Origin of the sequence: Streptomyces sp. NPDC048473, from assembly GCF_043200155.1 — a bacterium.
GTDB lineage: Bacteria > Actinomycetota > Actinomycetes > Streptomycetales > Streptomycetaceae > Streptomyces.
Genome location: NZ_JBICXE010000042.1, coordinates 26,769 through 53,354, shown reverse-complemented (window position 1 = coordinate 53,354; position 26,586 = coordinate 26,769). Strand labels below are relative to the sequence as shown.

Annotated in this window: 23 protein-coding genes and 5 pseudogenes; 11 read left to right on the top strand and 17 right to left on the bottom strand. The window is 68.4% G+C overall.

Annotated elements, in window-relative coordinates:
- Positions 1 to 276 precede the first annotated feature (276 nt).
- The 4 genes from ACGFU7_RS39130 (at position 277) to ACGFU7_RS39115 (ending at position 3,153) form a co-directional block, all read left to right on the top strand.
- Positions 277 to 1,818 (top strand): FAD-binding oxidoreductase, encoded by a 1,542-nt coding sequence (locus ACGFU7_RS39130; protein WP_393702591.1) that lies wholly within the window; start codon positions 277 to 279, stop codon positions 1,816 to 1,818.
- 5 nt (positions 1,819 to 1,823) lie between these two features.
- On the top strand, positions 1,824 to 1,964 hold the full coding sequence (locus tag ACGFU7_RS39125; protein WP_393702589.1) for a BBE domain-containing protein: 141 nt from the start codon (positions 1,824 to 1,826) through the stop codon (positions 1,962 to 1,964).
- Positions 1,965 to 2,302: 338 nt separating this feature from the next.
- Entirely contained in the window at positions 2,303 to 2,596 is a 294-nt protein-coding gene (locus tag ACGFU7_RS39120; RefSeq protein ID WP_393702587.1) for a transposase, read from the top strand.
- Entirely contained in the window at positions 2,593 to 3,153 is a 561-nt protein-coding gene (locus ACGFU7_RS39115; protein WP_393702586.1) for a hypothetical protein, read from the top strand. Before ACGFU7_RS39120 ends, ACGFU7_RS39115 begins: the two co-directional genes overlap by 4 nt.
- Here ACGFU7_RS39115 and ACGFU7_RS39110 read toward each other — a convergent pair.
- The 3 genes from ACGFU7_RS39110 to ACGFU7_RS39100 are packed head-to-tail and all read right to left on the bottom strand — an operon-like array spanning position 3,070 to position 4,306.
- Positions 3,070 to 3,807, bottom strand: a complete 738-nt coding sequence (locus ACGFU7_RS39110; protein ID WP_393702584.1) for an IS3 family transposase — start codon at positions 3,805 to 3,807, stop codon at positions 3,070 to 3,072. The two genes, ACGFU7_RS39115 and ACGFU7_RS39110, sit on opposite strands and share 84 nt — an antisense overlap.
- A complete protein-coding gene (locus ACGFU7_RS39105) occupies positions 3,804 to 3,980 on the bottom strand; it encodes a hypothetical protein (protein ID WP_393702582.1) in 177 nt (58 codons plus the stop codon). Before ACGFU7_RS39105 ends, ACGFU7_RS39110 begins: the two co-directional genes overlap by 4 nt.
- Positions 3,977 to 4,306, bottom strand: coding sequence for a transposase (locus ACGFU7_RS39100; protein WP_393702581.1), 330 nt, complete (start codon positions 4,304 to 4,306; stop codon positions 3,977 to 3,979). The genes ACGFU7_RS39105 and ACGFU7_RS39100 overlap by 4 nt, the downstream gene beginning before the upstream one ends.
- On the opposite strand from ACGFU7_RS39100, the gene ACGFU7_RS39095 reads away from it, so the two are divergent.
- From ACGFU7_RS39095 to ACGFU7_RS39085, 3 genes and pseudogenes are all read left to right on the top strand, one after another.
- Positions 4,292 to 4,618 carry a hypothetical protein gene (locus tag ACGFU7_RS39095; protein ID WP_393702579.1) on the top strand — a complete coding sequence of 109 codons (327 nt, stop codon included), beginning with the start codon at positions 4,292 to 4,294 and terminating at the stop codon, positions 4,616 to 4,618. The two genes, ACGFU7_RS39100 and ACGFU7_RS39095, sit on opposite strands and share 15 nt — an antisense overlap.
- A gap of 507 nt (positions 4,619 to 5,125) precedes the next feature.
- Positions 5,126 to 6,355 (top strand): PP2C family protein-serine/threonine phosphatase, encoded by a 1,230-nt coding sequence (locus tag ACGFU7_RS39090; protein ID WP_393702577.1) that lies wholly within the window; start codon positions 5,126 to 5,128, stop codon positions 6,353 to 6,355.
- An 8-nt stretch (positions 6,356 to 6,363) separates the two neighbouring features.
- A pseudogene (locus ACGFU7_RS39085) lies at positions 6,364 to 6,663 on the top strand (ATP-binding protein); the annotation flags it as partial.
- A gap of 396 nt (positions 6,664 to 7,059) precedes the next feature.
- Here ACGFU7_RS39085 and ACGFU7_RS39080 read toward each other — a convergent pair.
- Positions 7,060 to 7,264 (bottom strand): annotated as a pseudogene (locus ACGFU7_RS39080) (ISAzo13 family transposase); the annotation flags it as partial.
- Positions 7,265 to 7,347: 83 nt separating this feature from the next.
- A pseudogene (locus ACGFU7_RS39075) lies at positions 7,348 to 7,617 on the bottom strand (transposase family protein); the annotation flags it as partial.
- Between ACGFU7_RS39075 and ACGFU7_RS39070 the strand changes: the two are divergent.
- The 3 genes from ACGFU7_RS39070 (at position 7,531) to ACGFU7_RS39060 (ending at position 13,229) form a co-directional block, all read left to right on the top strand.
- Positions 7,531 to 7,713 (top strand): hypothetical protein, encoded by a 183-nt coding sequence (locus ACGFU7_RS39070; RefSeq protein WP_393702599.1) that lies wholly within the window; start codon positions 7,531 to 7,533, stop codon positions 7,711 to 7,713. The pseudogene ACGFU7_RS39075 and the gene ACGFU7_RS39070 sit on opposite strands and share 87 nt — an antisense overlap.
- 141 nt (positions 7,714 to 7,854) lie before the next feature.
- Positions 7,855 to 10,371: a SpoIIE family protein phosphatase gene (locus ACGFU7_RS39065; RefSeq protein ID WP_393702575.1), complete on the top strand. Its 2,517-nt coding sequence runs from the start codon at positions 7,855 to 7,857 to the stop codon at positions 10,369 to 10,371.
- Positions 10,372 to 11,213: 842 nt separating this feature from the next.
- Positions 11,214 to 13,229 carry a SpoIIE family protein phosphatase gene (locus ACGFU7_RS39060; RefSeq protein WP_393702596.1) on the top strand — a complete coding sequence of 672 codons (2,016 nt, stop codon included), beginning with the start codon at positions 11,214 to 11,216 and terminating at the stop codon, positions 13,227 to 13,229.
- Positions 13,230 to 13,474: 245 nt separating this feature from the next.
- On the opposite strand, the gene ACGFU7_RS39055 is transcribed toward ACGFU7_RS39060, so the two are convergent.
- The 6 genes from ACGFU7_RS39055 to ACGFU7_RS39030 form a co-directional block, all read right to left on the bottom strand.
- A complete protein-coding gene (locus ACGFU7_RS39055; protein WP_393702573.1) occupies positions 13,475 to 13,933 on the bottom strand; it encodes a hypothetical protein in 459 nt (152 codons plus the stop codon).
- 417 nt (positions 13,934 to 14,350) lie between these two features.
- Positions 14,351 to 14,755 carry an SH3 domain-containing protein gene (locus tag ACGFU7_RS39050; protein ID WP_393702594.1) on the bottom strand — a complete coding sequence of 135 codons (405 nt, stop codon included), beginning with the start codon at positions 14,753 to 14,755 and terminating at the stop codon, positions 14,351 to 14,353.
- A gap of 172 nt (positions 14,756 to 14,927) precedes the next feature.
- A complete protein-coding gene (locus ACGFU7_RS39045; RefSeq protein WP_393702572.1) occupies positions 14,928 to 15,386 on the bottom strand; it encodes a methyltransferase in 459 nt (152 codons plus the stop codon).
- A 15-nt stretch (positions 15,387 to 15,401) separates the two neighbouring features.
- Positions 15,402 to 16,367, bottom strand: a complete 966-nt coding sequence (locus tag ACGFU7_RS39040; RefSeq protein ID WP_393702570.1) for an LLM class F420-dependent oxidoreductase — start codon at positions 16,365 to 16,367, stop codon at positions 15,402 to 15,404.
- Complete coding sequence (locus tag ACGFU7_RS39035) at positions 16,318 to 16,722, bottom strand: DUF5133 domain-containing protein (protein ID WP_393702569.1); 405 nt, start codon at positions 16,720 to 16,722, stop codon at positions 16,318 to 16,320. Before ACGFU7_RS39035 ends, ACGFU7_RS39040 begins: the two co-directional genes overlap by 50 nt.
- 314 nt (positions 16,723 to 17,036) lie before the next feature.
- Positions 17,037 to 17,210, bottom strand: coding sequence for a CsbD family protein (locus ACGFU7_RS39030; protein ID WP_393702568.1), 174 nt, complete (start codon positions 17,208 to 17,210; stop codon positions 17,037 to 17,039).
- A 1,518-nt stretch (positions 17,211 to 18,728) separates the two neighbouring features.
- Here ACGFU7_RS39030 and ACGFU7_RS39025 point away from each other — a divergent pair.
- Positions 18,729 to 19,991: a PucR family transcriptional regulator gene (locus ACGFU7_RS39025; protein ID WP_393702567.1), complete on the top strand. Its 1,263-nt coding sequence runs from the start codon at positions 18,729 to 18,731 to the stop codon at positions 19,989 to 19,991.
- 63 nt (positions 19,992 to 20,054) lie between these two features.
- Here the strand turns inward: ACGFU7_RS39025 and mdlC are convergent, their stop codons facing one another.
- From mdlC to ACGFU7_RS38995, 6 genes and pseudogenes are all read right to left on the bottom strand, one after another.
- Positions 20,055 to 21,638, bottom strand: a complete 1,584-nt coding sequence (gene mdlC, locus ACGFU7_RS39020; RefSeq protein WP_393702565.1) for a benzoylformate decarboxylase — start codon at positions 21,636 to 21,638, stop codon at positions 20,055 to 20,057.
- A 124-nt stretch (positions 21,639 to 21,762) separates the two neighbouring features.
- Positions 21,763 to 22,542, bottom strand: coding sequence for a crotonase/enoyl-CoA hydratase family protein (locus tag ACGFU7_RS39015; protein WP_393702563.1), 780 nt, complete (start codon positions 22,540 to 22,542; stop codon positions 21,763 to 21,765).
- 42 nt (positions 22,543 to 22,584) lie between these two features.
- A complete protein-coding gene (locus tag ACGFU7_RS39010) occupies positions 22,585 to 23,802 on the bottom strand; it encodes a CaiB/BaiF CoA transferase family protein (RefSeq protein WP_393702562.1) in 1,218 nt (405 codons plus the stop codon).
- Positions 23,803 to 23,838: 36 nt separating this feature from the next.
- The gene (locus ACGFU7_RS39005; protein ID WP_393702560.1) at positions 23,839 to 25,116 is read right to left on the bottom strand and encodes an acyl-CoA dehydrogenase family protein; all 1,278 of its coding nucleotides are present in this window, start codon (positions 25,114 to 25,116) and stop codon (positions 23,839 to 23,841) included.
- Between the two features lie 541 nt (positions 25,117 to 25,657).
- A pseudogene (locus ACGFU7_RS39000) lies at positions 25,658 to 26,291 on the bottom strand (transposase); the annotation flags it as partial.
- Between the two features lie 50 nt (positions 26,292 to 26,341).
- Positions 26,342 to 26,524 (bottom strand): annotated as a pseudogene (locus tag ACGFU7_RS38995) (TetR/AcrR family transcriptional regulator); the annotation flags it as partial.
- Positions 26,525 to 26,586 lie beyond the last annotated feature (62 nt).

The following is a 26,586-nucleotide window of genomic DNA, read 5'->3' as shown; positions in this document are numbered from 1 at the left end:
ATGCCCACCGGCCGACGCGGCCTCAAACAACCCCTCTCAGCCACCCAGCAGCCCCAACTGAAACGCCGAGGCTAATGCCGTCGGAGGAGGCCGCCCTCGTGGCCATGTGCTCTGTTTCCGCTCCGGGGCGCGAGCAGGCCGTGGGCTGATCCGGGGCCGACGCCCACAACGGCCCCCTGCCCGCGTCGATGCGCGGGGCGGGGGGCTGTCGGGATTTGGGCGCCCGGTAAGTGCCCAATACTATGAAAAAGGTACGAATCGACATGAGGACCATCCATGACCACAGTGGAACTGACCCGCTTCCGGATGAACCCCGACCAGGTCGCCGATCTTCTCGCCGCCCACTCCAAGATGCTGGCGGACTTCGCCGCCGACCTGGACGGCTTCCTCGACGCCCGCCTCGTGCGCCTGTCGGACGACGAGTGGCTGGATGTCCTCACCTGGGACACGCCCGAAGACCTCGCCGCCTCCCGTGCCAAGGGGCCGGACCTGCCCGGCGTCGCCGCCTTCTACGCAACGGTCGGCGACGTCATCAGCGACGAGGACGGCGAGCTGGAAACGGGGGCGGAGCCAGTCGCCCCTGTCGTGATCCCCGGCCATGCCGCGGACCTGGCACGGCACGTCGACGGCCCGGTGCTTCTGCCCGCCGATGGCGGCTACGCCGGAGAATGCGCCACCTACAACCTGAACCGTGTTCTGGAGCCCGCGCTCGCGGTGGGTGCGACCTGCGAGGCCGATGTGTGCGCCGCCGTTCGCTTCGCAGCGGCGCACTCCCTGCCCGTGGCGGTGAAGGCGACCGGACACCAGGTGGTCCTGCCTGGCCACGGCGCGCTGCTGGTCAGCACCGGGCGGATGAACGGCGTCACCGTGGATCCCGACCGCCGAATCGTACGGATCGAGGCTGGCGCACGCGCGCGCGACGTGGTCCGCGCGACGGCCGCTCATGGTCTCGCGCCGGCGAGCGGGTCCGCGGCGACGGTGGGCGTGGTCGGTTACACACTGGGGGGCGGACAGAGTCCCTTGCTGGGCCGCTCCTTCGGATACGCGGCCGACCATGTGCGGGAGCTGAGGGTCGTCTCAGCCGAGGGTGTGTCGCGGACCGTGACCGCCGACAGCGAGCCCGACCTGTTCTGGGCGCTGCGAGGCGGCAAGGGCAATTTCGGCGTGGTCACCTCTGTCGACCTTGAGGCGTTCCCGGTGGCACGGTTCTACGGCGGGGGGTTGTGGTACCGGGGCGAGCAGATGGCCGACGTGCTGCACACATGGCGCCAGTGGGTCGACGATCTGCCGGAGGAGATGTCCTCCTCGGTCGCCGTCCAACGGCTTCCCGGCCGGCCCGAGCTTCCGGAGCCGCTGCGCGGAGCCTTCGTGGTGCATCTGCGGATCGGCTCCCTCGGCGAGGCCGAGGACGCCGAGCGGCTGATGGCTCCGTTCCGGAACCTGGCGACGCCGCTCTTCGACACGATCCGGGACAGGCCGTACTCGACGATGGCCGAGATGCACCTGGACCCACCGACCCGCTGCCCTACTACGACCGGACCACCTGCCTGCGCGAGCTGCCCGAGAAGGCCGTGGACATGCTGGTGGAGCTCGCCGGACCGGACTCGCAGTGCCCGCTCGCCAACGTGGAGGTCCGCGCCCTCGGCGGAGCATTCGACCGTGAGCCTGCCGTGCCCAACGCCGTGTCGACCCGAGGCATCCCCTTCGTCGCGTTCGGCTTCGGCGTGGGCGGTCCCGAGCAGCGCGAAACGATGCGGGGCCACCTCGGCCGTGTCCTGGACGCACTGGCGCCCTGGGCGGCCGACCGGAACATGGTGAACTTCATGTCCGGTGACGAGGCGACAACGCCCGAAGGGGTGCGCCAGGCCTACGGCGCCGACCGCTACGACCGCCTGGCGCGGGTGAAGCGCACCTACGATCCCTCCAACATGTTCCGGATGAACCACAACATCCGGCCCCTGTGACGCTGCGCGGGCCGCAACAGCACACTCTCGCCGCGTTCTCGGCTTCGGGGGCACTGGTTTCGCCGAAAGGCGCAACCCCTGCGCCGCTAACTGATCCCTACGTTGTTCTGCGGGACGTGGTGAACCCTTCGTATGGTTCACCCACCCAGGGGCGCCGAGTGTGGCTCTAACTGATCTGCTGTTCGTAGCTAGAAACGATTGGCCGCTCGGCGCCCCACGACGACTCGGCCCGGCGAGCCAACCGCGGGATAGTGCGTTCGGAGGGACTGCTGGGACTGCTGCAGGGTTGGGTGACACCTGACCTGGCTTGCCGAGAGGCGGCCTGGAAGGATGTCGCAGTGCCCAAGCCGTATCCCAAGGAGTTCCGCGAGGACGTCGTGCGGGTCGCGCGCAACCGCGAGCCCGGCGTCACGCTGGAACAGATCGCCGCCGGCTTCGGCGTCCACCCGATCACGCTGTCGAAGTGGCTGCGCCGCGCCGAAACCGACGAGGGCGCCAGGCCCGCACCGGCGTCGGGTGAGTCGGCCGAGCTGCGCGAGGCCCGGAAGCGGATCCGGCTGCTGGAGCAGGAGAACGAGGTGCTCAGAAGGGCTGCGGCGTATCTGTCGCAGGCGAACCTCCCGTCAAAATGATGTACCCGCTCGTCCGCGAGCTGGCCGCCGCCGCTGCCCCTTTCCGGGTGCCGGTGGCGGTGACGTGCCGGGTGCTAGGGCTGGCCCGCCAGCCCTACTACCGGTGGCTGGCCCGGCCGGTCACCGACACCGAGCTCGCCGAGGCATACCGGGCCAACGCCCTGTTCGACGCCCACCGCGACGACCCCGAGTTCGGCCACCGCTTCCTCCTCGACGAGGCCCATGCCGCCGGTGAGCCGATGGCCGAGCGGACCGCCTGGCGGATCTGCCGGGACAACGGCTGGTGGAGCGCGTTCGGCAAGCGCAGAGGCCGGGGCAAGAACGCCAAGGCCGGCCCTCCGGTCCACGATGACCGGGTGCGGCGCGACTTCACCGCAGACGAGCCGAACCGGCTGTGGCTGACGGACATCACCGAGCACGCCACCGGCGAGGGCAAGTTGTATCTGTCAATCCCCTCGAACCGTGGAGATCTTCTAAGCGGCCAGCTCCAAGGCGGGGTTGGCCCGGTGGTCGTGCTCGTAGTCGATCGGACTCCGGTACCCACACACGCTGTGTAGTCGGTGTGTGTTGTAGAAGCCGGTGATCCAGGTCGCGATCCGCAGCCGGGCCTCGGTGCGGGTGGCGAACGTGTGCCGGTGGACGTACTCGACCTTGAGCACGCTGTTGAACGCTTCGCTGACGGCATTGTCGAAACACGACCCGACGCGGCCCATGGACTGCGTCACGCCCAAGCGGCGACAGGCCCGGCGAAAGCGCCGGGACGCGTACTCGCTGCCGCGGTCGCTGTGAAAGATCACGCCCTTCACGTCACCACCTCGGGTGGCCGCGGCCATGTTCAAGGACGCCACGACCAGTTCGGCGTCATGACGTGCGCCCATGGCGTAGCCGAGCAGCCGACGCGAGAACAGGTCGATGACGGTGGCCAGGTAGAGCTTGCCCTCACCGGTGGGGATCTCGGTCATGTTGCCGCACCACACCTGGTCCGGAGCATCGGCGGTGAAGTCACGGCGGACGAAGTCCGGGGCCGCGGGCCGTTTGCCGGGCCTGGTCAGTCCGTGCCGTCGGCGGAGCTTGCGTCCGGCCAGGCCGAGTTCGGCCATCAAGCGGGCGACGGTGTTCACCGAGATGCGCCAGCCCGCTCGGACCAGGAGGAGCCAGATCTTCGGCGAGCCGTAGGTGCCGCCGGAGCCCTCGAAGATCTGCCGGATCACCTCGGCAGCTGTCCGCGCCGGACCTCGCGGGCCGTGGTGGGCTTGTCGCGCCACTTGTAGAACCAGGACTCCGACACTTCCAGAACTTGGCAGGTCAGACGGTGTGGGACGTGGTGTTCGGTCCTCTGGTTACCGATGAACGCGGCCAGGGCGGCCGGGTCCGTCTCGGTCACTTCACCCAGAGGACCATGCATCGCTTGAGGACATCACGCTCCATCTCCAGCTCGCGGATCCGCTTGTTCTTCTCCCTCATCTCCCGGCGCAGCCGCTCCAGTTCAGTGCGTTCCATCTCGCCCATCCGGCCACCCGGTGCCGGTTCGGCCAGCCGGTCGGACGACGCCGACCCGTTGCGCCGCCACCGCGATACCCAGCTGTGTAGCGTGCCGGAGTGCACACCGAGCTCCTCAGCGACCTCCGGGACCGACCTGCCCGTCTCGATCACGATGCGTACAGCACCCTCACGAAACTCAGGCGTGTACGTCCGTTGCTTGGACCCCATGAATCCCAACTTCCCCTGCAATCACGGACTCCACGCTACGAGGGGAGGGACATCCGAGAGATCGCCCTCGCCGTCGAGGCCGTTTGCAAGCCGGAGCGGACGTACCTGTACTCACTCGGCAGCCAGCAGGGCAATACACATCTCCACTGGCACATCGCAGGTCTGCCGACCGGAGTCCCCTACCCGCAGCAGCAGTTCCACGCCCTGATGACGGAGAACGGCGTTCTGTCTCTGCCGCCAAACGAAGCTGCCGAGATGGCCGCACGCCTCCGCAAGACCATTGCCGACCGGGGCGTCCTCAAGGAGGAGTGACCAGCGTCGCTCCGTCTTCTCCGCGCGAGCAGACGTACGAGGACATCATGTACACCTCCGCTCCCCGTACCCGCGAGAATGATCCCGTGTTCCCACTTGGCCTGGTGGACAAGGCCGCGCTGCTCCCCGTACCCGCGGGGATGGTCCCAGAGCGCCCTGCTCCAGCTCGCCTGCAGCATCATCTGCTTGAGACGACTCCGAACCTCATTCTGAAACGATCAGTTCGTCCTGGCCGTCGATGTATCACCCTGGCTTCGCGCTGACGCGCCGTGCTCGGCGGAGCGGCTGTGTCGATGGCGCGCTGAACGGGAGACGAAAGCGGATCGCCGATGGCCGCCATGGGTGTCTTCCCGTCAGCCACGAACCATTACTCGCTCGTTCGAGCGGCTGATGCTGAGCGGGCACGGGTTCGCCGGGCTGGCCAGCCCGCGGTTGCGGGATAGTTGCCGCTCCCCTGCCTAAAGTGAGAGATCCGGGGGCAGGTCAAGGTCGGCGGGCAGGTGGATCGTGAGCGGTGGCGGTATCGACTACGAGGCGGTCTTCCAGGCGCTGCCGGGCGCGGTGGCTCTGCTGACCACCGATCTGGTGTACACGGACGCGAACAAGGCGTTCCTGTCCATGGCCCACCGCACCCGTGATCAGGTGATCGGCCGGTATTTGTTTGATGTTTTTCCAGACAACCCCAATGAACCGCGTGCCACGGGTATGCGTAATCTCCGTGATTCGCTGGAGAGGGTTGCCGCGACCGGAGAGCGCGACAGCATGGCGCTTCAGCGTTACGACGTGGAGGATCCCGAGCAGCCCGGGGCGTGGGAGGAGCGGTACTGGAGCCCGGTAAACGTACCTGTCCTCGCCCCGGACGGATCTGTGGCCCTGCTTCTGCACCGGGTGGAGGAGGTGACCGAACTCATCCGCGCCCGTGGTGCCCGCGGCGGCGACCGTGCCCAGGTCCTGGAGGCCGAGCTCTACACCCGTGCCCGGGAACTGCAGGAGGTCAACGAACGCCTCCGCCAGGCCCACGCCCGCGAACGCGAGGTTGCCCTCCACCTTCAGGAGGCGATGCTGCCCGCGCCCCGCCCGGTCGGTCACCACAGGTCTGCCGTGCGCTACCGACCAGCCACCGGGGCTCTGAACGTGTGCGGTGACTGGTACGACCTCGTCGACCTGCCCGAGACCGGCCGCACCGCCGTCGCGGTCGGCGACGTCGTCGGCCACGGACTGCGCGCGGCCGGCGTCATGGGTCAGCTCCGCAGCGCCCTGTCCGCCGCCTCCCGCGTCGCTGATGGCCCTGCCCAAGCCCTCGAAGTCCTCGGGCTGTACGCGCGTTCTGTCGACGGCGCGGAATCCACCACCGCGGTGTCGGTCTTCATCGACTGGAACAACCGCACCCTCACCTACAGCAGCGCCGGCCATCCCCCGCCCGCCGTCCTGGCCTCCGACGGCACCGTCACCTTCCTCGATCAGGCCACCGACCCCCCGCTCGGCGCCCGTCCCGTTCACGTTTCCCGCCCCCAGGCCCAAACCGCCTTCACCGACGGCTCCGCGCTCGTCCTCTACACCGACGGACTCATCGAACGCCGTGGTGAGGACATCGATGCTGGCCTCCACCGCCTCGCCGACTCCCTCGCCCGTCACCACACCGCCGACCCGGAAACCCTCGCCGCCGCCCTGTTGGGCGACCTCCTCCCGCCCGCAGGCATCACTGATGACACCGCCCTGGTCATCCTGCGCCTGTGACAGGCGAGAAACGGCGGATCAAGGCGGCCGGCTTCCCCCGGGACAAGTCCCTGCGGACCTTCGACTTCGACGCAAACCCGAACATCGACGCGGCCACCATCCATACCCTCGCCAGCTGCGAGTGGGTCAAGAAGGGCCAGCCGCTCTGCCTGATCGGCGACTCCGGGACCGGCAAGCCCCGCATGCTGATCGCGCTGGGAACTGAGGCGGCGATGGCCGGCTACCGGGTCAAGTACGTGCTGGCGACGAAGCTGGTCAACGAACTCGTCGAGGCCGCCGACGAGAAGCAGCTGACCAAAACGATCGCCCCCTGGGCCACCCACTGGACGACCGCCGAAGAGCGCGGCCGGGGCCCTGCTGATAACAGAGGGTGGGGCCTACGGGCCGGGCGGGCGCGCCGAGGACCAACCCAGGCCTGGGACCTTGGACAAGTGGGACTGGCGAGGGGACAAGGGGTAGCGCGGGGCCTCACCGCGTCCGGATCACGCTCAGCCTCCCTTGCCTGCCAGACCCGGCAAGCACCTCCACCTCCAGTCGGTCTCGATACGCGTATACGTCTCCCCTGCACCCGCCGGTCACCTACCACCTCGGCATCAGCCAGGGCGGCCCCGATGTGTACGGCGAGGACCGGCTCCAGCCGGGCAGACAGCCGCACCGGGCCACCTTCATCCCCGACCGCCAGGGCCAGGTGCCGTGGCCGGAGGCGCCGGGCCGGCGGACCCGCCCCAACGGCGACTCTCCGGAGTCGAGTTCCCGCGCCCCGAGCGACACAGTGGCCTCACGGACACCGACGGCACGGGCGACCGCCCTGATCCCGCCGTGGCCGAGCGACCGGTCCTCCGCCCCTATCAACGGACGACACTGCCGCTCGTCGAGATGCGGCAGAATCGCCCCGAACTTGGCTGACAACACGGCCCGTTGCTCTTCCAACCCACCGTGCCAGACCAACGAACCACCGAGCGGAAAGCCACGGGTCAGAGATCTGCATGCCCTAACTCCTTGACCACGGAGCGGAGTTGGTCGGTAAGCCGGTTCGTCCGGGCGCCGGTAGCGCCCCAGCAGGCCGTGCACCTGCTCACGGAACGTCTGCCGCAGGCAGCCCAGCACCAGGCGCCGCGCCTCACCGACACCACCACCCGCCTGCCGTCCATCGGCACGTCCGCCACCGTCCGGCGATGGAAGCCGTGCACCCGCCCGGTCGGCATCCCGCACACCGGACACTGCACCGGATCACCCCGGGTACGCGCCACCACCCGGACCAGATCACCCTCAGCCACCACACTCTCGACGACCAGCGCGGACAGCCCCGAAAACACCACACCCACAAGGGCGTTGACCTCAGGCACGCCTCAGCCTGACACGAGGTGACGTACAGCTACCACCGATTACGGAACAGAGCCGAACGATTTACAGTCCCGCACTTGAAGGGCACCGGGATCCAGGCGTCCTGTATCGTGACGTTATGCGTCGATCTGTCACGCTATGACGGGATCAGTTGGATGGGCATGCCGCTCAACGCATCCGCAACACGATCTTGCGTAGAATCTACCGACGCCGGTCAGGCGGCCACGATTCTGCTGGATCGCCACGGTGTGGTGATCGCGTGGAGCCCTGCCGCAGAACAGCTCTTCGGCTACAGGACGACCGAAGTCGTAGGCCGTTCGGCGGCCGAGCTGTGGCCCGAGGCGTTCCCCGACCTCCTCCAGGAGTCGTCCGGAGGCGAGGAGGCCGACCGCAGCCTGGGTCGCAGTGTGGCCCTCACCCACCGGCGGGGCCACCACCTGGACGTCGCGCTCATGGCATCCTCCCTGGCGTCGGGCAAGCCAGGTGGCGAAGGGACCGTGATTCTGGCCACGGCCAGGCCACTTCCGCGGCACCGGGAGGACCAGGCCATCCTGGACGGGCTGTTCACCCAGTCACCGATCGGCGTGGCCGTGTACGACACCCAGCTGCGCCTCGTCCGGATGAACGCCGCCCTGGAACGCATCCAGGGACTGCCCCCGCAAGCAGTGCTGGGCCGAAGGATCACCGAGTTCCTGCCCGAACTCGACACCGCGGCGATGGAGAACCGGCTCCAGAGCGTCCTGGACACGGGTCGGCCCATCATGAGCGCCGAGCACCGAGGCCGTACCCCTGCCGACCCGGGCAAGGACCATGTCTGGAACGTGTCCTCCTTCGCCCTGACCGGCCCGGACGGCCGCACCCTCGGGGTCACCGATGCCATCATCGACATCACCGACCGTTACCGGGCCCGTGAGCGCCTTGCCTTCCTGGACGAGGCCGCCGCCCGCATCGGGACCACACTCGACGTGACACGCACCGCCGAGGAACTCCTCGACATTCTCGTCCCGCGCCTCGCCGACTTCGCCGTGGTGGGCCTCCTGGAAGGGGTGGCCGCCGGTGAGGAGCCCGGACCCCCCGCAGCGAGCGGCGGCATTCTTCGCCTCGCAGCGCGCAAGGCGTCGAACCCGGCGATGACCGAGGGCCTCAGACGGGTCGGAGATCTCCAGGGCTTCCCCGCCGACTCGCCGCACGCCCAGAGCCTCGCCGACGGGCAGCCCAGACTGCTGCCGGTCATCGACCCGAACGCCGACTGGATCCGGAACTCCCCCGACCCCCGGGTCCAGGTCATGCTGAAGCGGGGAACTCACTCCCTGATGCTCGTGCCGCTGCGGGCCCGAGAGGTCACCTTGGGCTTCGTCCACATGTACCGCTCGGCTCACGCGGACGCCTTCGAGCCTGACGACCTCGTCCTCACCCAGGAACTCGTCGCCCGCGCCGCGGTCTGCGTGGACAACGCCAGGCGCTACACCCGCGAACACACCGCAGCCGTCACCCTCCACGAGAGCCTGCTCCCACGCAATGTTCCAGACCAGAGCGCCGTCGACGTCGCACACCGCTTCATCGCCGCCCGTGCCCACGCCGGGGTGAGCGGCGCCTGGTTCGACGTGATCCCACTCTCCGGCGCCCGCGTCGCCCTCGCCGTCGGCGACACCCCCGGCACCGGTGTCCAGGCCGCCGCAGACATGGGACGGATCTGCTCCGCCGTACGAACCCTCGCACAGCTGGACCTCTCCCCCGACGAGCTGCTGGCCCGGCTCGACGACATGGTGCCGCGACTGGTCGAACGCGAACACTCCACCGGCTCCGCACCCGTGGTGGACCGGCTGGTCGGCGCGACTTGCCTGTTCGCGATCTACGACCCCGTCTCGCGTCGCTGCGTCATGGCCGGCGCCGGACACCCCCCACCCGCCATCGCCGATCCGACCGGGCAGGTCCGCATCCCCGAGCTGCCGTCCAACAAAGCCCTCGGCCTCGGCGACGGCGTCTTCGAGCCGCTGGACATCGAACTCGCCGAAGGTAAAACCTTGTTCTTCTACACCGAGGGCCTGGCGCGCGCCTGCCATTCGGATACAGCCGTGCCCGTCCGTCTCCGCGCGGTCATGGCACAGGGCGGCCACCTGCTCGACGAGAGATGCCAGGCCATTGCCGACTGTGTCCTGCCGCACCTGGCTGCCGAGGACGACCTGGCGGTGCTGCTCGCCCGAACATGCTCGCTCGGCGCCGATCAGGTCGCCACCTGGGACCTGCCGCAGGACCCTGCCGTAGTGGCCGACACCCGCTCGCTCGTCCTGCGGCAACTCGACCGGTGGGACCTCGGCCACCTGGCCTTCACCACCGAACTGATCGTCAGCGAACTCATCACCAACGCGATCCGCTACGGCTCCGCGCCCCTCCAGCTCCGCCTGATCCACGACCGGGCGCTGATCTGCGAGGTCAGCGACGCCAGCAGCACGTCCCCGCACATCCGCCGGGCCGCCAGCACCGACGAAGGCGGGCGAGGGCTGTTCCTCGTCGCCCAGTGCTCCCACCGCTGGGGCACGCGCTACACCGCCACCGGCAAGACCATCTGGACCGAACAACTCCTCAACGCACCGTGGGACACGCTCGAGCCGGACCAGGACCTCGACGACGCCCCCACCACCATCGCCACGCCCAACCTCGCCACCGCCTGACCGGAGCCATTGCCCTGAAAAGCTCAATGTGTTGTTTCAACGTCTGGTGTCATTCCCGGTGCCTGACAGGCGCCACCTGCGGCGTTGGCTGCGGAGCCGGAACATCGTGCCGCGGATCACCCCGTCGCGGCATCGAGAGTTCCGGACGGCTGGGCCGGCACCGAGGGGTCGTGGAGCGGATGATGCCCTGGTCTTCTTGCCGAGGTTGTATGTCCCCTCGTCCAGCAGGTTGCCGTTGTCATGCCACCGGCGCCACGGGCCATGCTGCTGACCGTCCACGAAGGCGCCCTGTTGTAAGAGGCCGCCGCCGCCCTCGCGCTACCGGACCCGACAGGGCTCCGTCCTTGAAGTGCTCCTCTGCCATGGGAACAGCATGGAACGAGGGGCCCCAACAACCCGGCCCGTCATCCCATGTCTCCGAGGACGTAACCAACCGTGGTTGGAGCCAGCCGCCGAGAAGTGAAATCCCGGTCTGCGCTCACCAATCGGAACACCGTCTTTAACCCCTGGGCTTCACGCCGAGCCGCCGCAGCCTTGGGGGCGCAGTCCAGAGGATGGCGATGAGTGGGATATACGCGCCGGTTCCCAGTGCGGGCATTGGCGGGGCCTGGCTCGACGCCCCCGTGCGGACGGATGTGTGGTCGGCCGATCCGGGAGACCATGGAAGCTGCAGCATCCACTGGATAGAGGAAAGCCGCAGGTAAGTGGACAGGCCACGGACCGGGGCGCGGGACGGCCCACACGGCCCGGCAGATGGAAGGAGTGCCCGAGTGAGCGCGGTCGAAGGGGGCTTGGCTGACGCCGGTCAGCCGAAGGCAAGGTCATCGCAGCCGAGCGGGCTGATGGACCTCCTCGGTGTCGCCACGCTGTTGCTGGACGCCGATGGGCGGATCGTCCTGTGGAGCCCTCAGGCCGAGACACTGTTCGGCTATACCGCTGATGAGGCGCTCGGGCAGTACGCCGCGCCGATGCTCGTTCACAAACCGCGCTGGGAGCTGATGATCAAGCTGTTCGCCCAGGTCATGGGGACCGGTGAGAGCTGGGCCGGAGCGTTCCCCATCCGGCACAAGGACGGCAGCACCCGCCTGGTGGAATTCCGCAACACGCGGCTGCTGGACGACCGCGGCGACTTCTACGCCCTCGGGCTCGCTACCGACGAGTCGACGTTGCGTGAGGTGGAGCGGGACGTCGCATTGTCGACCCGGCTGATCTCCCAGTCCCCCATGGGGCTGGCGATCCTCCACACCGACCTGCGGTACGTGTCCGTCAACCCCGCCTTGGAGCGGATGCACGGCATACCCGCGGATGACCACCTCGGCCGGCATTACCGCGAGATCATGACCGCCGCGAAGTTCGAGGTGGTCGAGGCCGCGATGCGGCAGGTCCTGAAGACCGGGATCCCCATGGTCGACCAGTCCACCATCGTCGGCCGCACCCCCGCCGACCCGGGGCACGAGCATGCCTGGTCGATCTCGTTGTACCGGCTGGAGGACCCCCAGGGGCGTGTCCTCGGGGTGACCGAACTGGTGGTGGATGTCACCGACCGCCATCAGGCGGCCATGGAGACTGCCAAGGCCCGGCGACGCCTGGCCCTGATCGCCGACAGCTCCGTTCGCATCGGCACCACCTTGGAGGTGGAAAAGACCGCCCGGGAACTGGCCGAGGTCACCGTTCCCGAGCTCGCCGACGTGGTCGCGGTCGACGTCCTCGACTCGGTCCTGAAAGACTGCCACCCAGCAGCCCGCGACGGCCCCGCGCTCTTTCGCGCCCTCGCGGTCAAGGCCGCGTACCCAACCGAAGCCGCTGAGGCCGCCGACCCACCCGGCCACCTCGCCGCTTACGGCACCGACCGGCTGGCCACCCAATGCGTACGCACCGGCCGCCCGATCCTGATCACCCAAGCGGATGACAACGACCTGGCGCGCATCGCGCGCGACGACGATGCCGCTGCCATGCTGGCCCGCGCCGGCGTGCACTCCTACATGGCAGTCCCGCTCACCGCGCGCGGCCAGATCCTCGGCATCCTGGGTCTCACCCGTGCGGGCAACCCGCTGCCCTTCGACGAGGACGACCTCGCCCTCGCCGGTGAGCTGGCCTCCCGCGCCGCCATCTGCATCGACAACGCCTGCTCGCACCAGAGGATGCGCAACGCCGCCGAGACCTTGCAGCGCAGCCTCCTTCCGGAACACCCGCCCCGCCTTCCCGGCCTGGAGGTTGCCTCCCGGTACCGGCCCGCACAGGCCGCCTACGAGGTCGGCGGCGACTGGTACGACGTCCTGCCGCTCGACGGCGACAGGACCGCACTCGTCGTGGGCGACGTCATGGGCAGCGGCATTGCCGCCGCCGCCACCATGGGCCGCCTGCGTGCCGCCACCAGCGCCTTCGCCGACCTCGACCTCGACCCCGCCGAGGTCCTCCAGCACCTGGACAAGATCACCTCGGGACTGGAGCACCCCATCGCCACCTGCGTGTACGCCGTCTACGACCCACACCGCGCCGAGTGCCACATCGCCACCGCCGGCCACCTGCCCCCCGTCCTCGTGCGCAGCGGCGAGCATCCGGAACTGCTCGACCTGCCCACCGGCATCCCGTTGGGAGTGGGCGGCGTCTCCTTCGAGACCACCACCTTCGACCTCGGCCCCGGCGACCAGCTGGTCCTGTATACCGACGGACTGGTCGAAACCCGCCACGACCCCATCGACGAACGCCTCGAGACTCTCCTCCGCGTGCTGGACGCGCCCGACCGCTCCCTGGAGGAAACCTGCGACCGGCTCCTTCAAGAGCTGCGGCGTCCCGGCGACCCCGATGACGTCGCCCTGCTCATCGCCCGGACGCAGCCCTTCACGCCCACAGCGTGAAACTCCCGCTTACTGGTCATCGGAACTGCTGGAAGCCTCGAAGCGTCGGAGTAGTTGCTTGAGGGCGGACATCTCGGCCGCAAACGCCACACGTCCCTCCCTGGCGGGTGACCGGCGATGCGTCGTCGGGCGGAGGTGGCGCAGTCATCGCCGCCTGCAGCAAGTGCCCTCAGCTTGGAAAACAGGAGCCGTCGGCGAACAGGGTGTCGGTGAGGAACGCCTGACGCCGAAGACCCTCGTCGGGCTCAGGCGTTGCCGGGCCGCAGCTGCCCCGTCAGGGCTTCGGCGGTGTTGGCCAAGAAGCACAGCAGCGGGACCAGGCCGGGCAGTTCACGTCCGCCGGCTCTCACAGCAGGGATGCCCCCGCCGTACTCGGCAGCCTGCAGCCGGGCGGTCTCCCGCGCCGAAGCACGGGCCGGGCGCAGCCGGTCGAGCACAGTCTCGTCGACTGCGGCCAACAGCCGCCGGGCCGTGGGCGTGAAGGCCACCGGGCCGAACACCTCGCCCTGATCTCGTAGCACGGCCAGGTCCGCGATGGCCTCATCGCCGTCGGCGAGCATCACCGCAAGATCAGTAACGACGCGGCCAAAGTCGTGTCCGGTACCGCGCGGCCGAAGTGGCCGCAACGCGGCAGAGTACACGGTGGTCAGCCCGGTGGCATCGGCGAGGTCCGCCAGCAACCGCGCCCCAGCATGTCCGACCACCCCCGTCCCATCGGCGGATATGACGAGCCTGGGACGCAAACCAAAAGCCCGCACGCAGAAAGTGCCTTCCTCCGGCGACGACAGAACCCGCTCGACAAAGTTCATCGTCCCCCCAGGCGCCGGATCGGGGGCCAGGGCGCGCGCGGGCCGAGCACAGCCGGTCCCACACGCCCCACCACCCCCGACCCCTCTGCACGTAGGAAGTGACTTCCTCCAGCGACGACAGAACCGCTCGACAAAGTTCATCGTCCCAGTTCAGGAAGGTACCTTCGCGTTTCTACCCCTTCATTAGCCACACCCCGGCTGAATCGGCGAGGCTAGCTGCCCAGCGAGAGGGACCGAAATTTCCCGGGAGCCGGCCCATCAGACAGCCCGCTCATCCGGGAACGGTTCGCATGTTCTAAGGAACAGGTGCGATCAGCCCATGGCGTCGGCCGCCCGCGGGCTGTCAGTGAGCCCGTTCGGCTGGGCGTCCTTGCAGTAGGGGACGGTCCCGGTCTGGACTACGTACCTGGCCGAGATCCATGCCTGCTCGTCACGCAGCAGGAACCAGACGTTGTTGTCGGCGATGTTCTGCGCACGGACCTTGCATCGCAGGCCCACTTGATCGAGGTACTCAAGAGTGCCCAGCATCGACGAGTCGGTGCTGGGGTACTGACGCTCGTTCACCCCACTCTGACCGATCACTGTGGCGTAGGGCTCCACGGGAGTCGCGGCCTGAGCTGGAGCCGCTACGGCAAGCAGCGGAGCGCCGAGCACAATGACTGCGGCAGCGCCCGAACCCGCGGCGATACGCCGAGCGCGCCTCTCCAAGATCCTCATCATGACCATGCCTCTCGTTCATTCCTGACTCTGGATCACAGTCGACCACGCCTCGGGCCATGCGCCCTGCACCCCGTGCTGTCGCAGGGCATTGATCCCCCGAAAAGACGATCGCGAACGAGCGGGCCCCCGCTTCGCGATCGTGGTCGGGCTCTGAGCCGTACCGTTTTCGTCATCGGAAGGCTGGGGAAGGGCGCAGCAGAGCGGGGACCTGGGCACAGAGCCGATCGATCACCGCCCGGCCGTCGATCCCCGCCTCCCAGGCGCGAGCAGTACCGCGCCGCGGCATGCGGACGTTCACGGACGGGACGTACGGCGGGTTCGCCAGCACCAGGTCGAACCTCAGGCCGGTCACAGGCTCCGTCGAGTCGCCGCGGCTGGCCCGGATGGCCCGTGCGTGCCCGGACAGCAGTGCGTTCAGCCGTGTCGTGAGCACTGCTGCGGCCGACGTATCGACGGCGATTACGCGGGCAGCGCCGTAGCGGGCGGCGGCGGTCGCCACTGCGCCGGTACCGGTACCCACGTCGAGCACCTCGGCTTGGGGTGACAGATGTTCGCGCCGCAGGGCAGATATCAGCATGGCTGTGTCTTCCTGCGGCGCGTAGACACCCGGAGGCTTGAGAAGCTTCAATGTCGCGTCCGGCTCTCAGAGATCACGCAGGGCGGGCAGCAAGGTCTTCTCCGCCCAGTCGAGGAAGGTCGGCTGATGGTCACCGCCGACCTGGACGAGGGCGATCTCTGTGAAGCCCGCCTCGGCGTAGGGACGCACCACCTCGACGAAGGTGTCGACGTCGTCACCGCACGGGATGGATTCCGCGATGTGGTCCGGGCGTACGAACTGGGAGGCCCCGGCGAATCCGGCCGGCCCGGGCAGCTCTGCGTTGACCTTCCAGCTGCCGACCGCCCAGCGGAACTGGTCGTGCGCCCGTGCGACCGCCGCGTCCCGGTCGGTGTCGTAGCAGACGGGTAGCTGGCCGACCCGCGGCTTGCCCGTACCGCCGTGCCGGTCGAAAGCGTCCAGCAGGTCGCTTCTGGGCTCGGTGGCAATGACGAGATCGCCCAGCCGGCCGGCGATCTCGCACGACCGTTCTCCCGATACCGCGATCCCGATCGCAGGCAGCCCCTCCGGCAGATCCCAGAGCTTGGCGTTCTCCACGTCGAAATGTGTGCCGTGATGACTCACCTCACGGCCGCCGAAGAGTGCGCGAATGACTTCTACAGCCTCTTCCAACATCTCCAAGCGAACGTGGGCGCAGGCTGGCCTGCCGCCCACCACATGCTCGTTGAGGTTCTCGCCGGAGCCGAGACCGAGTCGGAACCGCCCCTGGCAGAGCAGCTGCATCGTCGCGGCCTTCTGAGCGACCACCGCAGGGTGGTATCGCACGGTGGGGCACGTCACGTACGTCATCAACGGGATCCGCGACGTGGCTTGTGCGGCCGCGCCGAGCACGCTCCATGCGTAGGGAGCGTGCCCCTGGGAGTCCAGCCACGGAAAGAAGTGGTCCGAAGTGACAGAGAAGTCGAAGCCGGCGCGCTCGGCGCCCACCACATGCTCGACGAGCTCACGCGGACCGGCCTGCTCGGTCATCATCGTGTATCCGACCAGCACCATGGAACACTCCTTGCCGAGCCTTCGGCTCCGAACACGAGCTGTCCGAATCCGGGGCACCCGGGTCATGTGACGAGGCCGCTCGCCTCGGGCCCGAGGACTCACGAGACTGATTTCCGCCGTCCCGCGACATCACATCGACAGCCGGCATCACCGATCGGGCCCACCCGAGGTAGAACTCGGCTTCGGTAATCGCATCGCGGGTGGTGCGCTGCCCCATGAGCACACACAAGGTGTACGCGACATCCTCGAGGTGTCGGCGGCTAGCCAGATCGTGCGGCTCTGCCAGGACGACGACCTCCCACGCGCGATAGCACCGCAGCAGCGAAACGACCAGGGACTTGTCCGGGAGCAACATCGCGGCTCCTTAGGTCGGGTGGCGGCCCACGCTCGTGAGGTCGACGACGCCACTCAGCTCAAGTAGGTAACCCCGAGTCGATACGGCGGCGCTTTCCTCAACGGGAGGCAGGATGAAAACCGGGTGGGGCAATCAGCCTCGGCGACCCAGCGTTGTAATCGCCCGGGACTCGCATTCGCCGAACGTCAGCGAACTTTCACCGAACGACGAAACTTGACGCCTGGTGCCGGCCGCGCGGCCGCCACCAGGCCGCGCCCCGGCGGCCGTGAAACCCGGATGCGGTCGCCCCGGGTGCGCGGCCCACAATGCAGGTCCTACCGTCCGGACTTCTTCAGCCGCTCAGCCGCCTTTGCCGCGGTCTCCTGGGCCTTGCCCGTCATTTGCTCGCCGCGGCCCTCTGCCTGCATGCCCTTGTTGTCCATGGCACCGCCGGCGGTTTCCTTCAGCTTGCCCTTGACCTGCTTGGCCTTCGCCTTTGCCTTACCCATGACGATTCTGTCCTTCACTGTGGGGGAGCTGACGTACCCACCTTGCGTCGATCACTCTGAGGCCGCAATCGGTGAGGTGTCGCGCTCACGGGCAACCGGGAGAAAGGGCCGCGGGAGCGGCACTCTCCGGTCAGTCGGGCGGCTCGGGGACCGGGCGGGAACCGGGACCCGGCGCCGGGGGCGGCTCCGCGTCTGGCTGGGGCTCGGGTTCACTGGGACCTGGCTCGGACGGCGGCTGCGGGTCGCGTGGCACCGGATCCGGCCCACTGGGGACTGGCCCCGGGCCCTCAGGGGAAGGTTCAGTGGTCATCACTCTCGTCCCTTCTCACGTCGCTGCTTCGCACCATCCCAGCGGACCAACCGCAAGTGAGCGAGGTCTCCTCGGAAGTGGTCCGCGGCAACGGGGGCAGGGTCCTGGCGCCGCAGTCGGCATCTCACACGGGTATAGAGACCGTCAGCCCGCGCACGGCGGCGGTCCGGTCCCTCGCCCGCAGCGCGGCCGAGGGATGCACCGTGGCAAGGAACACCGGTGATGATCCTCGCTGCTCGCCCCTTCGTTCTGCGCGGTGGCGGGAATGTCCCGGCGCGGCAGCGAAAGCAGGGCGCCGCGGAATTGCGTCACTTTGAAAGAGCTGCCCATCAACGACTGCATGCGTCGGTCTTCGTCACAGGCGTCGAAAGCGCCCTCCCCCACCATGCTTCCACCGTGCCCCGAAGTTCGCCCGGTGCGCGTGGCTGTGTCCACCCGAGCTGCCGTACGGCGCACGTTCCGAGCACGCCTCCGACGAGGCCGCACGAACTCCCGGCTCCTCGCATCGTCAGGTCAGGTCCGGCCTGCCCCAGTGACGGCGTTCGGCAACCGCTACGGCGAACGCATCACTGGAAGCGTCGTCACCGCCGGCCGCGCTCATCAGTCCGTCCCGAGCGGCGGGTTCGCCTCCCGCCGCAGCCCGGTCGGTGACCCCAGCGGGCAGGAGATCGCCCAGGGGGGCCGACGCCTCCACCGGTATCCGACGATGGGCTCGCCGTGCCACACGCGTCGCGGACGAATCTCCGGACCGGATCGTCGGTGAAACGCCCCCGCCGGGCAGCACCACCGCGTCGTACAGGACAGCGGCGACCGTAGCAGCGCGCGGTCGACCTGAATGGTGTCTCCCCGACTGGTGCTGACAGTGCCGTCCTGCGGGGCGATCCGTCTCCCCGGTTACTCTCGAAGCTCAAGGCGGGAGACGGCGTCGGAGTGGGAGTGTCGGCCGTGTCCGGCCTCGGTACGGAGTGCGGACAGCGTTCCCTTCGAAGTCTCTTATGCCTGCTCAGCGCGGGGCGATCCCGCCCAGGCACGACGCTAGGGGTGGGCGGCACGACAGCCACTGGGCGCGCAATACGACCTTCGTGCAGAAATTGGTGCCGCTGAACCAATCCACCCGAGGGCTCGCCCCGCGCCCGCGTTTCCGGTGCAGGCCCCTCACACCTACGGAGAAGCAAGGAGATCACGACGCCCGCTGTAGAATCAGGAGCATGGCTGCGGAGTATCCCGGTGCCGCAAAACAACTTTCCGTGGTCGCGGATAACGTAGGGTCACACCTCTCGGAGGTAAGCCGCGACATAGGCGAGTACCTGATTGCGGAGATCCCGGATCTCAGGGGCGACGAGACTGTCGTCAAAATGCTGCAGGCGAGTGTCACGGAAAATGTCGCCACCTTGCTGCACATTTTCGAGAACGACATACCCCTGGACAATATCGAGGGGCCCGTGGCCGCCTCGGAGTACGCCAGAAGGCTCGCCCAGAGGAATGTTTCCGTCAGCGCGTTGGTCAGGGCCTACAGGATCGGCCATTGGCGTTTCCTGCAATGGTGTCTCGACGAACTCGACCGGCAGGGTACCGACAAGGACCTCTGGGCCGCCACCAACCGGCACATGCAGCAGGTGAGCTTCGGCTACATCGACCGGGTGACCGAGCACGTCATCGACGTCTACCAATTCGAACGCGATCACTGGCTGCTCAGCCGGACCGCCGTGCGCGCCGCGCGCGTACGGGACATCCTCGCCGAGCAGGAGGTCGACCTCAACTGGGCAGAATCAGCCCTCGGTTACCGACTCCGGCAGCATCACCTCGGAATGGTGGCCTGGCTGCCCCCGCTGACCAGTGGGGACTCCGGACTGGCCCGACTCGACCGGATGACCCGCGTGATCGCCAAGGAACTCCAATGCCCCGCCAGGCCGCTGTTCGTCCCCCGCGACGAAATTCTGTCCTGGGCCTGGCTGCCGTTCGGCTCGCACAGCGACGTTCCCTGGGAACGGTTGTCGGATGTGATCGAAAGCAGTGACCCTTCCGTGCACACATCCTTTGGGCGCGTGGAGATCGGAATCGAGGGATTCCGCAGCACGCACCGGCAGGCACTGCGTACGCAGGAACTCGCGGCGGTGGCGAGTCTGGCACCCCGGTTCACCGAGTACTCCAGTGTGGCTCCGATCGCCCTGATGTCCTCGAACATCCAGGACATGCGCGCTTGGGTGTGGAGCGTCCTGGGCCCCTTGGCCGTCGACGACGAGAACTGCGCACGGCTGCGGGAGACCGTGCAGATTTTCCTGGACACCGGTTGCAGTTACACCGCAACTGGCAGCGCCCAAATTCTGCACAAGAACACCGTCCAATACCGCATCCGGAAAGTCGAGGAAACGCTGGGACACCCTGTCCAGCAAGGGCACACCGACCTGGAAGTCGCGTTGCTTGCGGTTCAGTACCTCGGCTCGACACTCCTTCGCACCAGCCCCGCATGAGACGCTCGCTCGGTGCCCATGAAGTGCGACGCGGCGGGTGACAGGATGGTGCGAGCCGGGGGGTCAGAGCATCGCCTTCTGGGGTTGTGTGGGCACCACGATGACCGTGGTGGCGTCGGCGGACAGGGCCGCCTTGAATTCCCGTTCCAGGTCCTCGGTGGTCTCCACGTCGACCGCGCGGCAACCGAACCCGCGGGCCACGGAGGTGATGCCGAGCCCCGGCAGGTCGAGTCCCGGAACGCCCGGCGTCTCCTCCAGCACGGCGAACGACTTGAGGATGGAGTATTCCTGGTTGCGCATGACCACGTAGACGATCGGCAGCTTGTGCTGGGCCGCTGTCCAGATGGCCTGCACGGAGTACTGGAAGGAGCCGTCGCCGATCATGCCGACCACCGGCCGGTCGACGCCCCTGTCCCGGTCACCCAGCGCGACCCCCACCGCTGCCGGCGTGCCCCAGCCGATGCCCCCGCTGGCCGTGGCGAAGAACGATCCGGTCCTGACGGTGGGGAGCCACTCGACCTGCTGGGCCATGGTGGATGTCGATTCGTTGACGATGACCGCGTCGGGAGGCCTGACCCGGCTGAGGGCCGCATAGACCTCCGGCGGGGTCAGGGGACTGTTGGGCACCTGTGGAAGGTGACGGGGCCGGGGCATCGGTTCCGGCGCGGTCCGTGCGGATCCCACCGCGACCATGTTCTGCAGCAGCTCGATCGCCGTCGTGGGATCGCCCAGGAGGCTGTCGCCCACCCGTGCCGCCGCGGCGACCGCGGGGTCGGCGGTGATCTGCAGCAGTTCCGTGCCCGCCGGGAGGTAGTCGCCGGGAACGTAGGGGTAGTACCGGAATACCTCCGCGCCGATCACGACGACCAGATCGTGCCCGGCCAGCCGGTCGCTGATGGTCTTCACGGACATCCCGAGTGGCCCGCGGAAGAGGGAATGGTCCTCCGGGAAGGAGGCACGGTCCAGCAGCGGCGCCCCGTAGACGGCCGCACGCAGCCTCTCCGCCAGGGCTACGGCCGCATCCCATCCGCCGCCGCGGTCCACCTCCGGTCCGAAGACCAGCGCAGGACGACGGCTGGCGGAAATACGGTCAGCGAAGCCCCGCAGACGCTCCGCGTCGGGGGCAACCCGGTCGCTCACCGTCCGCACACGGGCGGGGCCGGACAGCGGCTGCTTCCAGTCGTCCATGGGAATCGACAGGTAGACCGGCCCTGCCGGGGGCTGCAGGGCCATCGCGTAGGCCCGCATGAACGCCTCGGGTACGTCCTCGGCGCGCGCGGGTTCGTAGGACCACTTCACCCACGGCTTCGGCAGCGTGGTGGCCTCGCGGTTGCCCAGGTAGGGGTCGCCGATCACGAGTTCCCGGTGCTGCTGGCCCGAGGTGACGATCAGGGGGGTGTCTCCGTGGTAGGCCGCCACCAGGTTCCCCACGGCGTTGCCCAGCCCTGCCGAGGAATGGACGTTGACCAGGGCTGGGCGGCGGGTGACCTGGGCGAAGGCGTCGGCCATCGCTATGACGGAGGCCTCCTGCAGCGCCAGGATGTAGGTGAAGTCCTCGGGGAAATCTTGCAGGAACGGCTGCTCGGTGGAGCCGGGATTGCCGAAAACCGTGGTGAGTTGGAGGGTCCGCAGCAGATCGTAGGTCACGCTGCGCACGGTGGATTGCTCAGTCATCATGGGCCACCGACTTCGTACGGTGAGACAAGGCTGCGCCTGTAGGCCGTGGGCTCGTGGCGCGGGCCGTAAGCGGACTGCGGGGCGGGGACGCGTGTCAGCGGCCCTGCCAGCGAGGCGGGCGCTTCTCGGCGAAGGCGCGGGCGCCCTCCTTGGCGTCCTCGGATGCAAGGACCGGTGCGACGATCCGGTCCTGCTCGTGGAAGGCCTCCTGGTCGCCGAAGGCGGTGCGTTCGTTGACGACGCGATGGACGGCTGCCACGGCCAGGGGGGCGTTGTGCGCGATGCGGGCCGCGAGCTCCAGGGCCCTCGTCAGTGCCTCACCCGGTTCGGTGAGGTGGTTGACGAGGCCGAACCGCTCAGCGCGTTCGGCGGGCAGGGGATCGCCGGTGAGCAGGAGTTCCAGGGCGATGTTGCGGGGGATGCGTTCGGGAAGGCGCACGATGCCCCCTTCGGGGGGCACGATGCCGTAGTGGACCTCGGTCTGGCCGAAGGTGGCGTCCCGGGCGGCCACGATGATGTCGCAGGCGAGTGCCATCTCGGTTCCGCCGCCCAGCGCGTAGCCCTCGACGGCCGCGATGAGAGGCGTCTTGATCTCGGCGCGGGTGACGCCCGCGAAGCCGCGGCCGGGGACGATAGGGGTGTCTCCGGCCGCGAATGCCTTGAGGTCCATGCCCGCGCTGAAGACGCCGCCGGCCCCGGTGAGGATGCCGACCGTGAGGTCGTCACGGGCGTCGAGGTGGTCGATGGCGTCGGCCAGTGCCCGGGCGGTGGCGCCGTCGATGGCGTTGCGGGCCTCCGGCCGGTCGATGGTGATCACCAACGTGCCGTCATGTTCCTCGGTCCGCACGGTCGGAGCGTTCCTGGCGATGGTCATGGTGGTGTTTCCCCTCTCCCCCGGCCCTGCCCGGCAGGGCTTTCAGGTGATCGCTTCCGCCTTGCGCAGGTCCTCGATCCCGTCGACGTCGAAGCCGAGGTCGCGGAGCACGTCCACGGTGTGTTCGCCCAGGTCGGGGGCCGGGCCCGGGCGGACCTTGTGCTCCTGGTCCACTCGCACGGGGCTGTCGACGGTCAGGTGCGGCTCGTCGCTGCCGTCGTCGATCGGCACGAGGACCTTGTTGGCGGTGAGCTGGGGGTCGTGGGCGCATTCCTCGAGCGTCTGGACGACTCCGTAGGTGAGGCCCGCCGTGTCCAGCAGCTCGCGCCACTCGGCCAGCGGCCGGGTCGCGAAGGTCTTGTCCAGCAGGGCGGCGATCTCCGGCGCATGCGCGCGGCGGCTGCGGGTGTCGGCGTAGCGCGGGTCCTCCGCCGCCTCAGGATGGCCGATGGCCTTGAGGAAGAGGGGAACCTGCTTGTCCTCGTTGGCGAAGACGAGTATCAGCCAGCGGTCGTCGGCCGTGCGGTACATGTTCGCCAGCGCATTCGGCGGATCGGACCGGTCGACCGGGCGAGGGGTCTTCGCCCCGACCAGTACGGCCTGCAGCCACATGCCCGCCGCCCAGGCACCCTCGGCGAGCAGCGACGCCGTGACCCGTGCACCCTGTCCTGTCTTCTCCCGCCGGTACAGCGCGGTCATGATCCCGGCGAACAGGGTGATCGCCGTGGAGTGATCGCCCGATCCGAACACGTTCATCGCCGGCGGCACGCCGTGCTGGCGTGTCACGTCCATCAGGCCGCTGCGCGCCCAGTACGCCGTCACGTCGAAGCCTGGCAGATGCGCATCCGGGCCGTCCTCGCCGAAGCCGGTGACATCGGCGTAGATCAGCCGCGGATTGAGGGGGGCCAGAGTGTCGTACTCCAGGCCCAGCCTCTCGCGCGTCGGCGGCGGGAAGTTGGTGATCAGTACGTCGGCCCACCGCACCAGCCGGTCGAGCACCGGCCGGGACGCGGGCGACTTCAGGTTGAGCGCAATGCTGCGCTTGTTCCGGTTGTCCAGCTGCCAGGGGTAGTTGATGCCTTCGACATGAGGGTTGGGCGGAAGCCGGTCGAGCGACCGGTACGCGTCCCCGATGTGCGGTGGTTCCACCTTGATGACGTCGGCGCCGAAGTCTCCGAGCACGGTGGCCGCGGCCGGTCCGGCGATGAAGCTCGCGAGATCGACGACATGCAGTCCCTGCAGGAGGGGCGTGTTCTCCATGGCTGGTCCTCTTCTTCGGACGTGTCGCGTACCAGGTCAGTGGGCCGGGGCCGTGGGCACGAAGGCGTTGTAGCCGGTGATGTCGCGGCCCACGATCAGTGCCTGCACCGTGTCCGTCCCCTCGTAGGTGTCGATGGCCTCGATGTCGCACAGATGCCGGGCCACGTGGTAGTCGAGGAGGATGCCGTTGCCGCCGAGCATGTCGCGGGCGTCGGCGAGGATGGCCCGGGCGCGCTCGGTGTAGTGCATCTTGGCCAGAGCCACCCGCGGCATCGAGTACTTGCCCTCGTCCAGGAGCTGGCTGAGCCGGAACTGCATACACAGCATGTCGGTGATGTCCGCCAGCATCCGCGACAGCCGGTACTGGACGAGCTGGAAGGCCGCCAGCGGCATCCCGAACTGCTTGCGCTGCTTGGCGTAGGCCAGGGCCGTCTCGTAGCCCGCCACGGCGGCGCCGATCGCCTCCCAGGCCACGCAGAACCGCGAGGCCAGCAGCACCTTCTCGGTGTCGCGGAAGGTGTTGACGTTCGCCAGCCGGTTCTCGGCGGGCACCCGGACGTCGGTGAGGGAGATCTGCGCGTTCTGTACGCAGCGCAGCGCCGTCTTGCCCGTGATGACCTGGGCGTCGAACCCGGGCGTGCCCTTCTCGACCACGTAGCCGCCCACGTGCCCGTCCTCACCGCGCGCCCAGATGATCACGTAGTCGGCGATGGTCGTGTTGCCGATCCACCGCTTGTGACCGTTGAGGACGTAGAAGTCCCCGTCCCGGCGCGCGGTCGTCTCCAGCTTGACCACGTCCGTGCCGTGGGCCGGCTCGGTCAGGCCGAAGGCGCCGATCTTCTCCAGGCGCGCCATCGGCGGCAGGAAGCGCTGCTTCTGCTCCTCCGAGCCCAGCAGCGCGATCGACGTCATGGCCAGCGCCGAGTGGACGCCGGCGAAGGTGGAGATGCTCAGATCGCCGCGGGCCAGTTCGAGGATCACCAGGCCGGCCGTCACATTGCTCATCCCCGGACAGCCGTAGCCGGAGATCTGGAAGCCCGTGATACCGAGTTCCGCGAGCTTGGGGACCAGCTCGAAGGGGAATTCCGCCCGCTCCCAGTAGGGGTTGATGATCGGGGTGACCTCCTGGTCCATGAAGTCCCGGACCTTCTGGCGGAGCGCCTTCTGCTCATCGGTGAGCAGGTCGCTCAGCAGGTAGTAGTCCGTGTGCTCGGATCCGCCCAGCACGGGGGGCTGGACGACCGGGTGCCCGTTCCCGGGGCCCACAGTGGTGAGGTCGACGGGCGTCAGCGTGTCCTGGCCTATCGCGTTCATCTCCCGCTCCTTCCGTTCCGGAAGACCGGATCGTGTCGGTGACTCCGACGTTAGACGCAGACCACGCGAGAGCCATTGGCCCCGGAACACCACCTTTGGGTAGGTCTTGGTGGCCTCGAACCAATTCCACCGATAGCGCTGTCAAGCCCGGCCTTGCAACAGGGCTTCGGGCGCACCACAGCGCCACTTGGCTGCCCAACGCCGTCACGGCGATCGGAGGGAATCAACATGATCACGCCGAAGGAATGGGTCGGGCTGCTGCTGCCGACCTTCGAGCCGGACCACATCGAGCGTGCCGTGGTGCAGTACCTCTCGAGCGGCGAGTACGTGGGGGGAACGGCCGAAACTCCTCATGATCGATCTAGCCCTGAGCAAGGAGAACGCGGCCCCGCCACACTTCTGGGGCATGCTCTACGACGGATGGGCGCCCGACCCCAAGAAGGGCACCACAGTCTTCATCCAGGGCCGCGACCGGCGGACCGGACAACGAACGCAAGAAGATCTACGCCTCGGCAACCACGCCGGACCTCTACGCCGCGCCTTGCCCGCCCAGGACGACGTGCAGCGTCGGGAAGCGCTCGCTGCGGGTGCAGCGGTGCGACCAGAAGGGGAACGTGCTGCCGTTGGTGCCGCGCACTCCCTCCCAGACCCGGTGTCCGGCGTAACGCTCGTAGTCCCAGACCTCTTTGGCGAGCCGGGCCTGGGACATGGTGCCGTTGTCGATCTCGCAGAGTCGGCCGTGCGAGGAGACGGCGAGCGGAGTGCCGTGCCGGTCGATGATGAAGTGGCGCTTGCTGCCCGGCCGGCCCCGGTCGACCGGCGAAGGTCCGGTGTGAGCCCCCCTTGAGCGCCCTGACGTGCGAGCCGTCGATCGCGGCGTCATCCATCCTCAGCAGGCCCTCTCTGCATAGTTCTGCCAGAAGGACCTCGTGCAGGCGGGGCCATACCCCGGCCTCGGTCCAGTCCCGCAGGCGCCGCCGGGCCGTCACCCCGCTGCAGCCGACCCGCTCTGCGGGAACGTCCCGCCAGCTCACGCTCTTGCGCAGAACGTAAACGATGCCTCGCATGGCGGCACGGTCGTGCACCGGCAACCGCCCGGGATACCGATGCCGCCGGGGCGGTCGGTACCGAGGTCCGGGTCGACGATGTAGAACTGACGGGCATACACCCGTCGGTTCAGCGTCCGCGCGGCGTAGTCGTCCAGCAGCAGGACGAGCAGTTCTTACTTGTTGCGGACGTGGCGGTAGAGCGCCATCGGCGTACTGCCCATCTCTGTGGCCAGCCGCCGCATCGTCAGCCGGTCCATGCCTTCCGCGGCCACGATCCGGTGGGCCGTCTCTACGACCTCCTCGCGGGAGATGCGGGGAGGTCGGCCGAGGGTCTTGCGCGGCGCGGACGGTTGCGGCATGCCCTCACCATCCCCCAGGTGTCGACAGTGGCGATCCCCTAAGAGTATTTTTCTTACGTGTA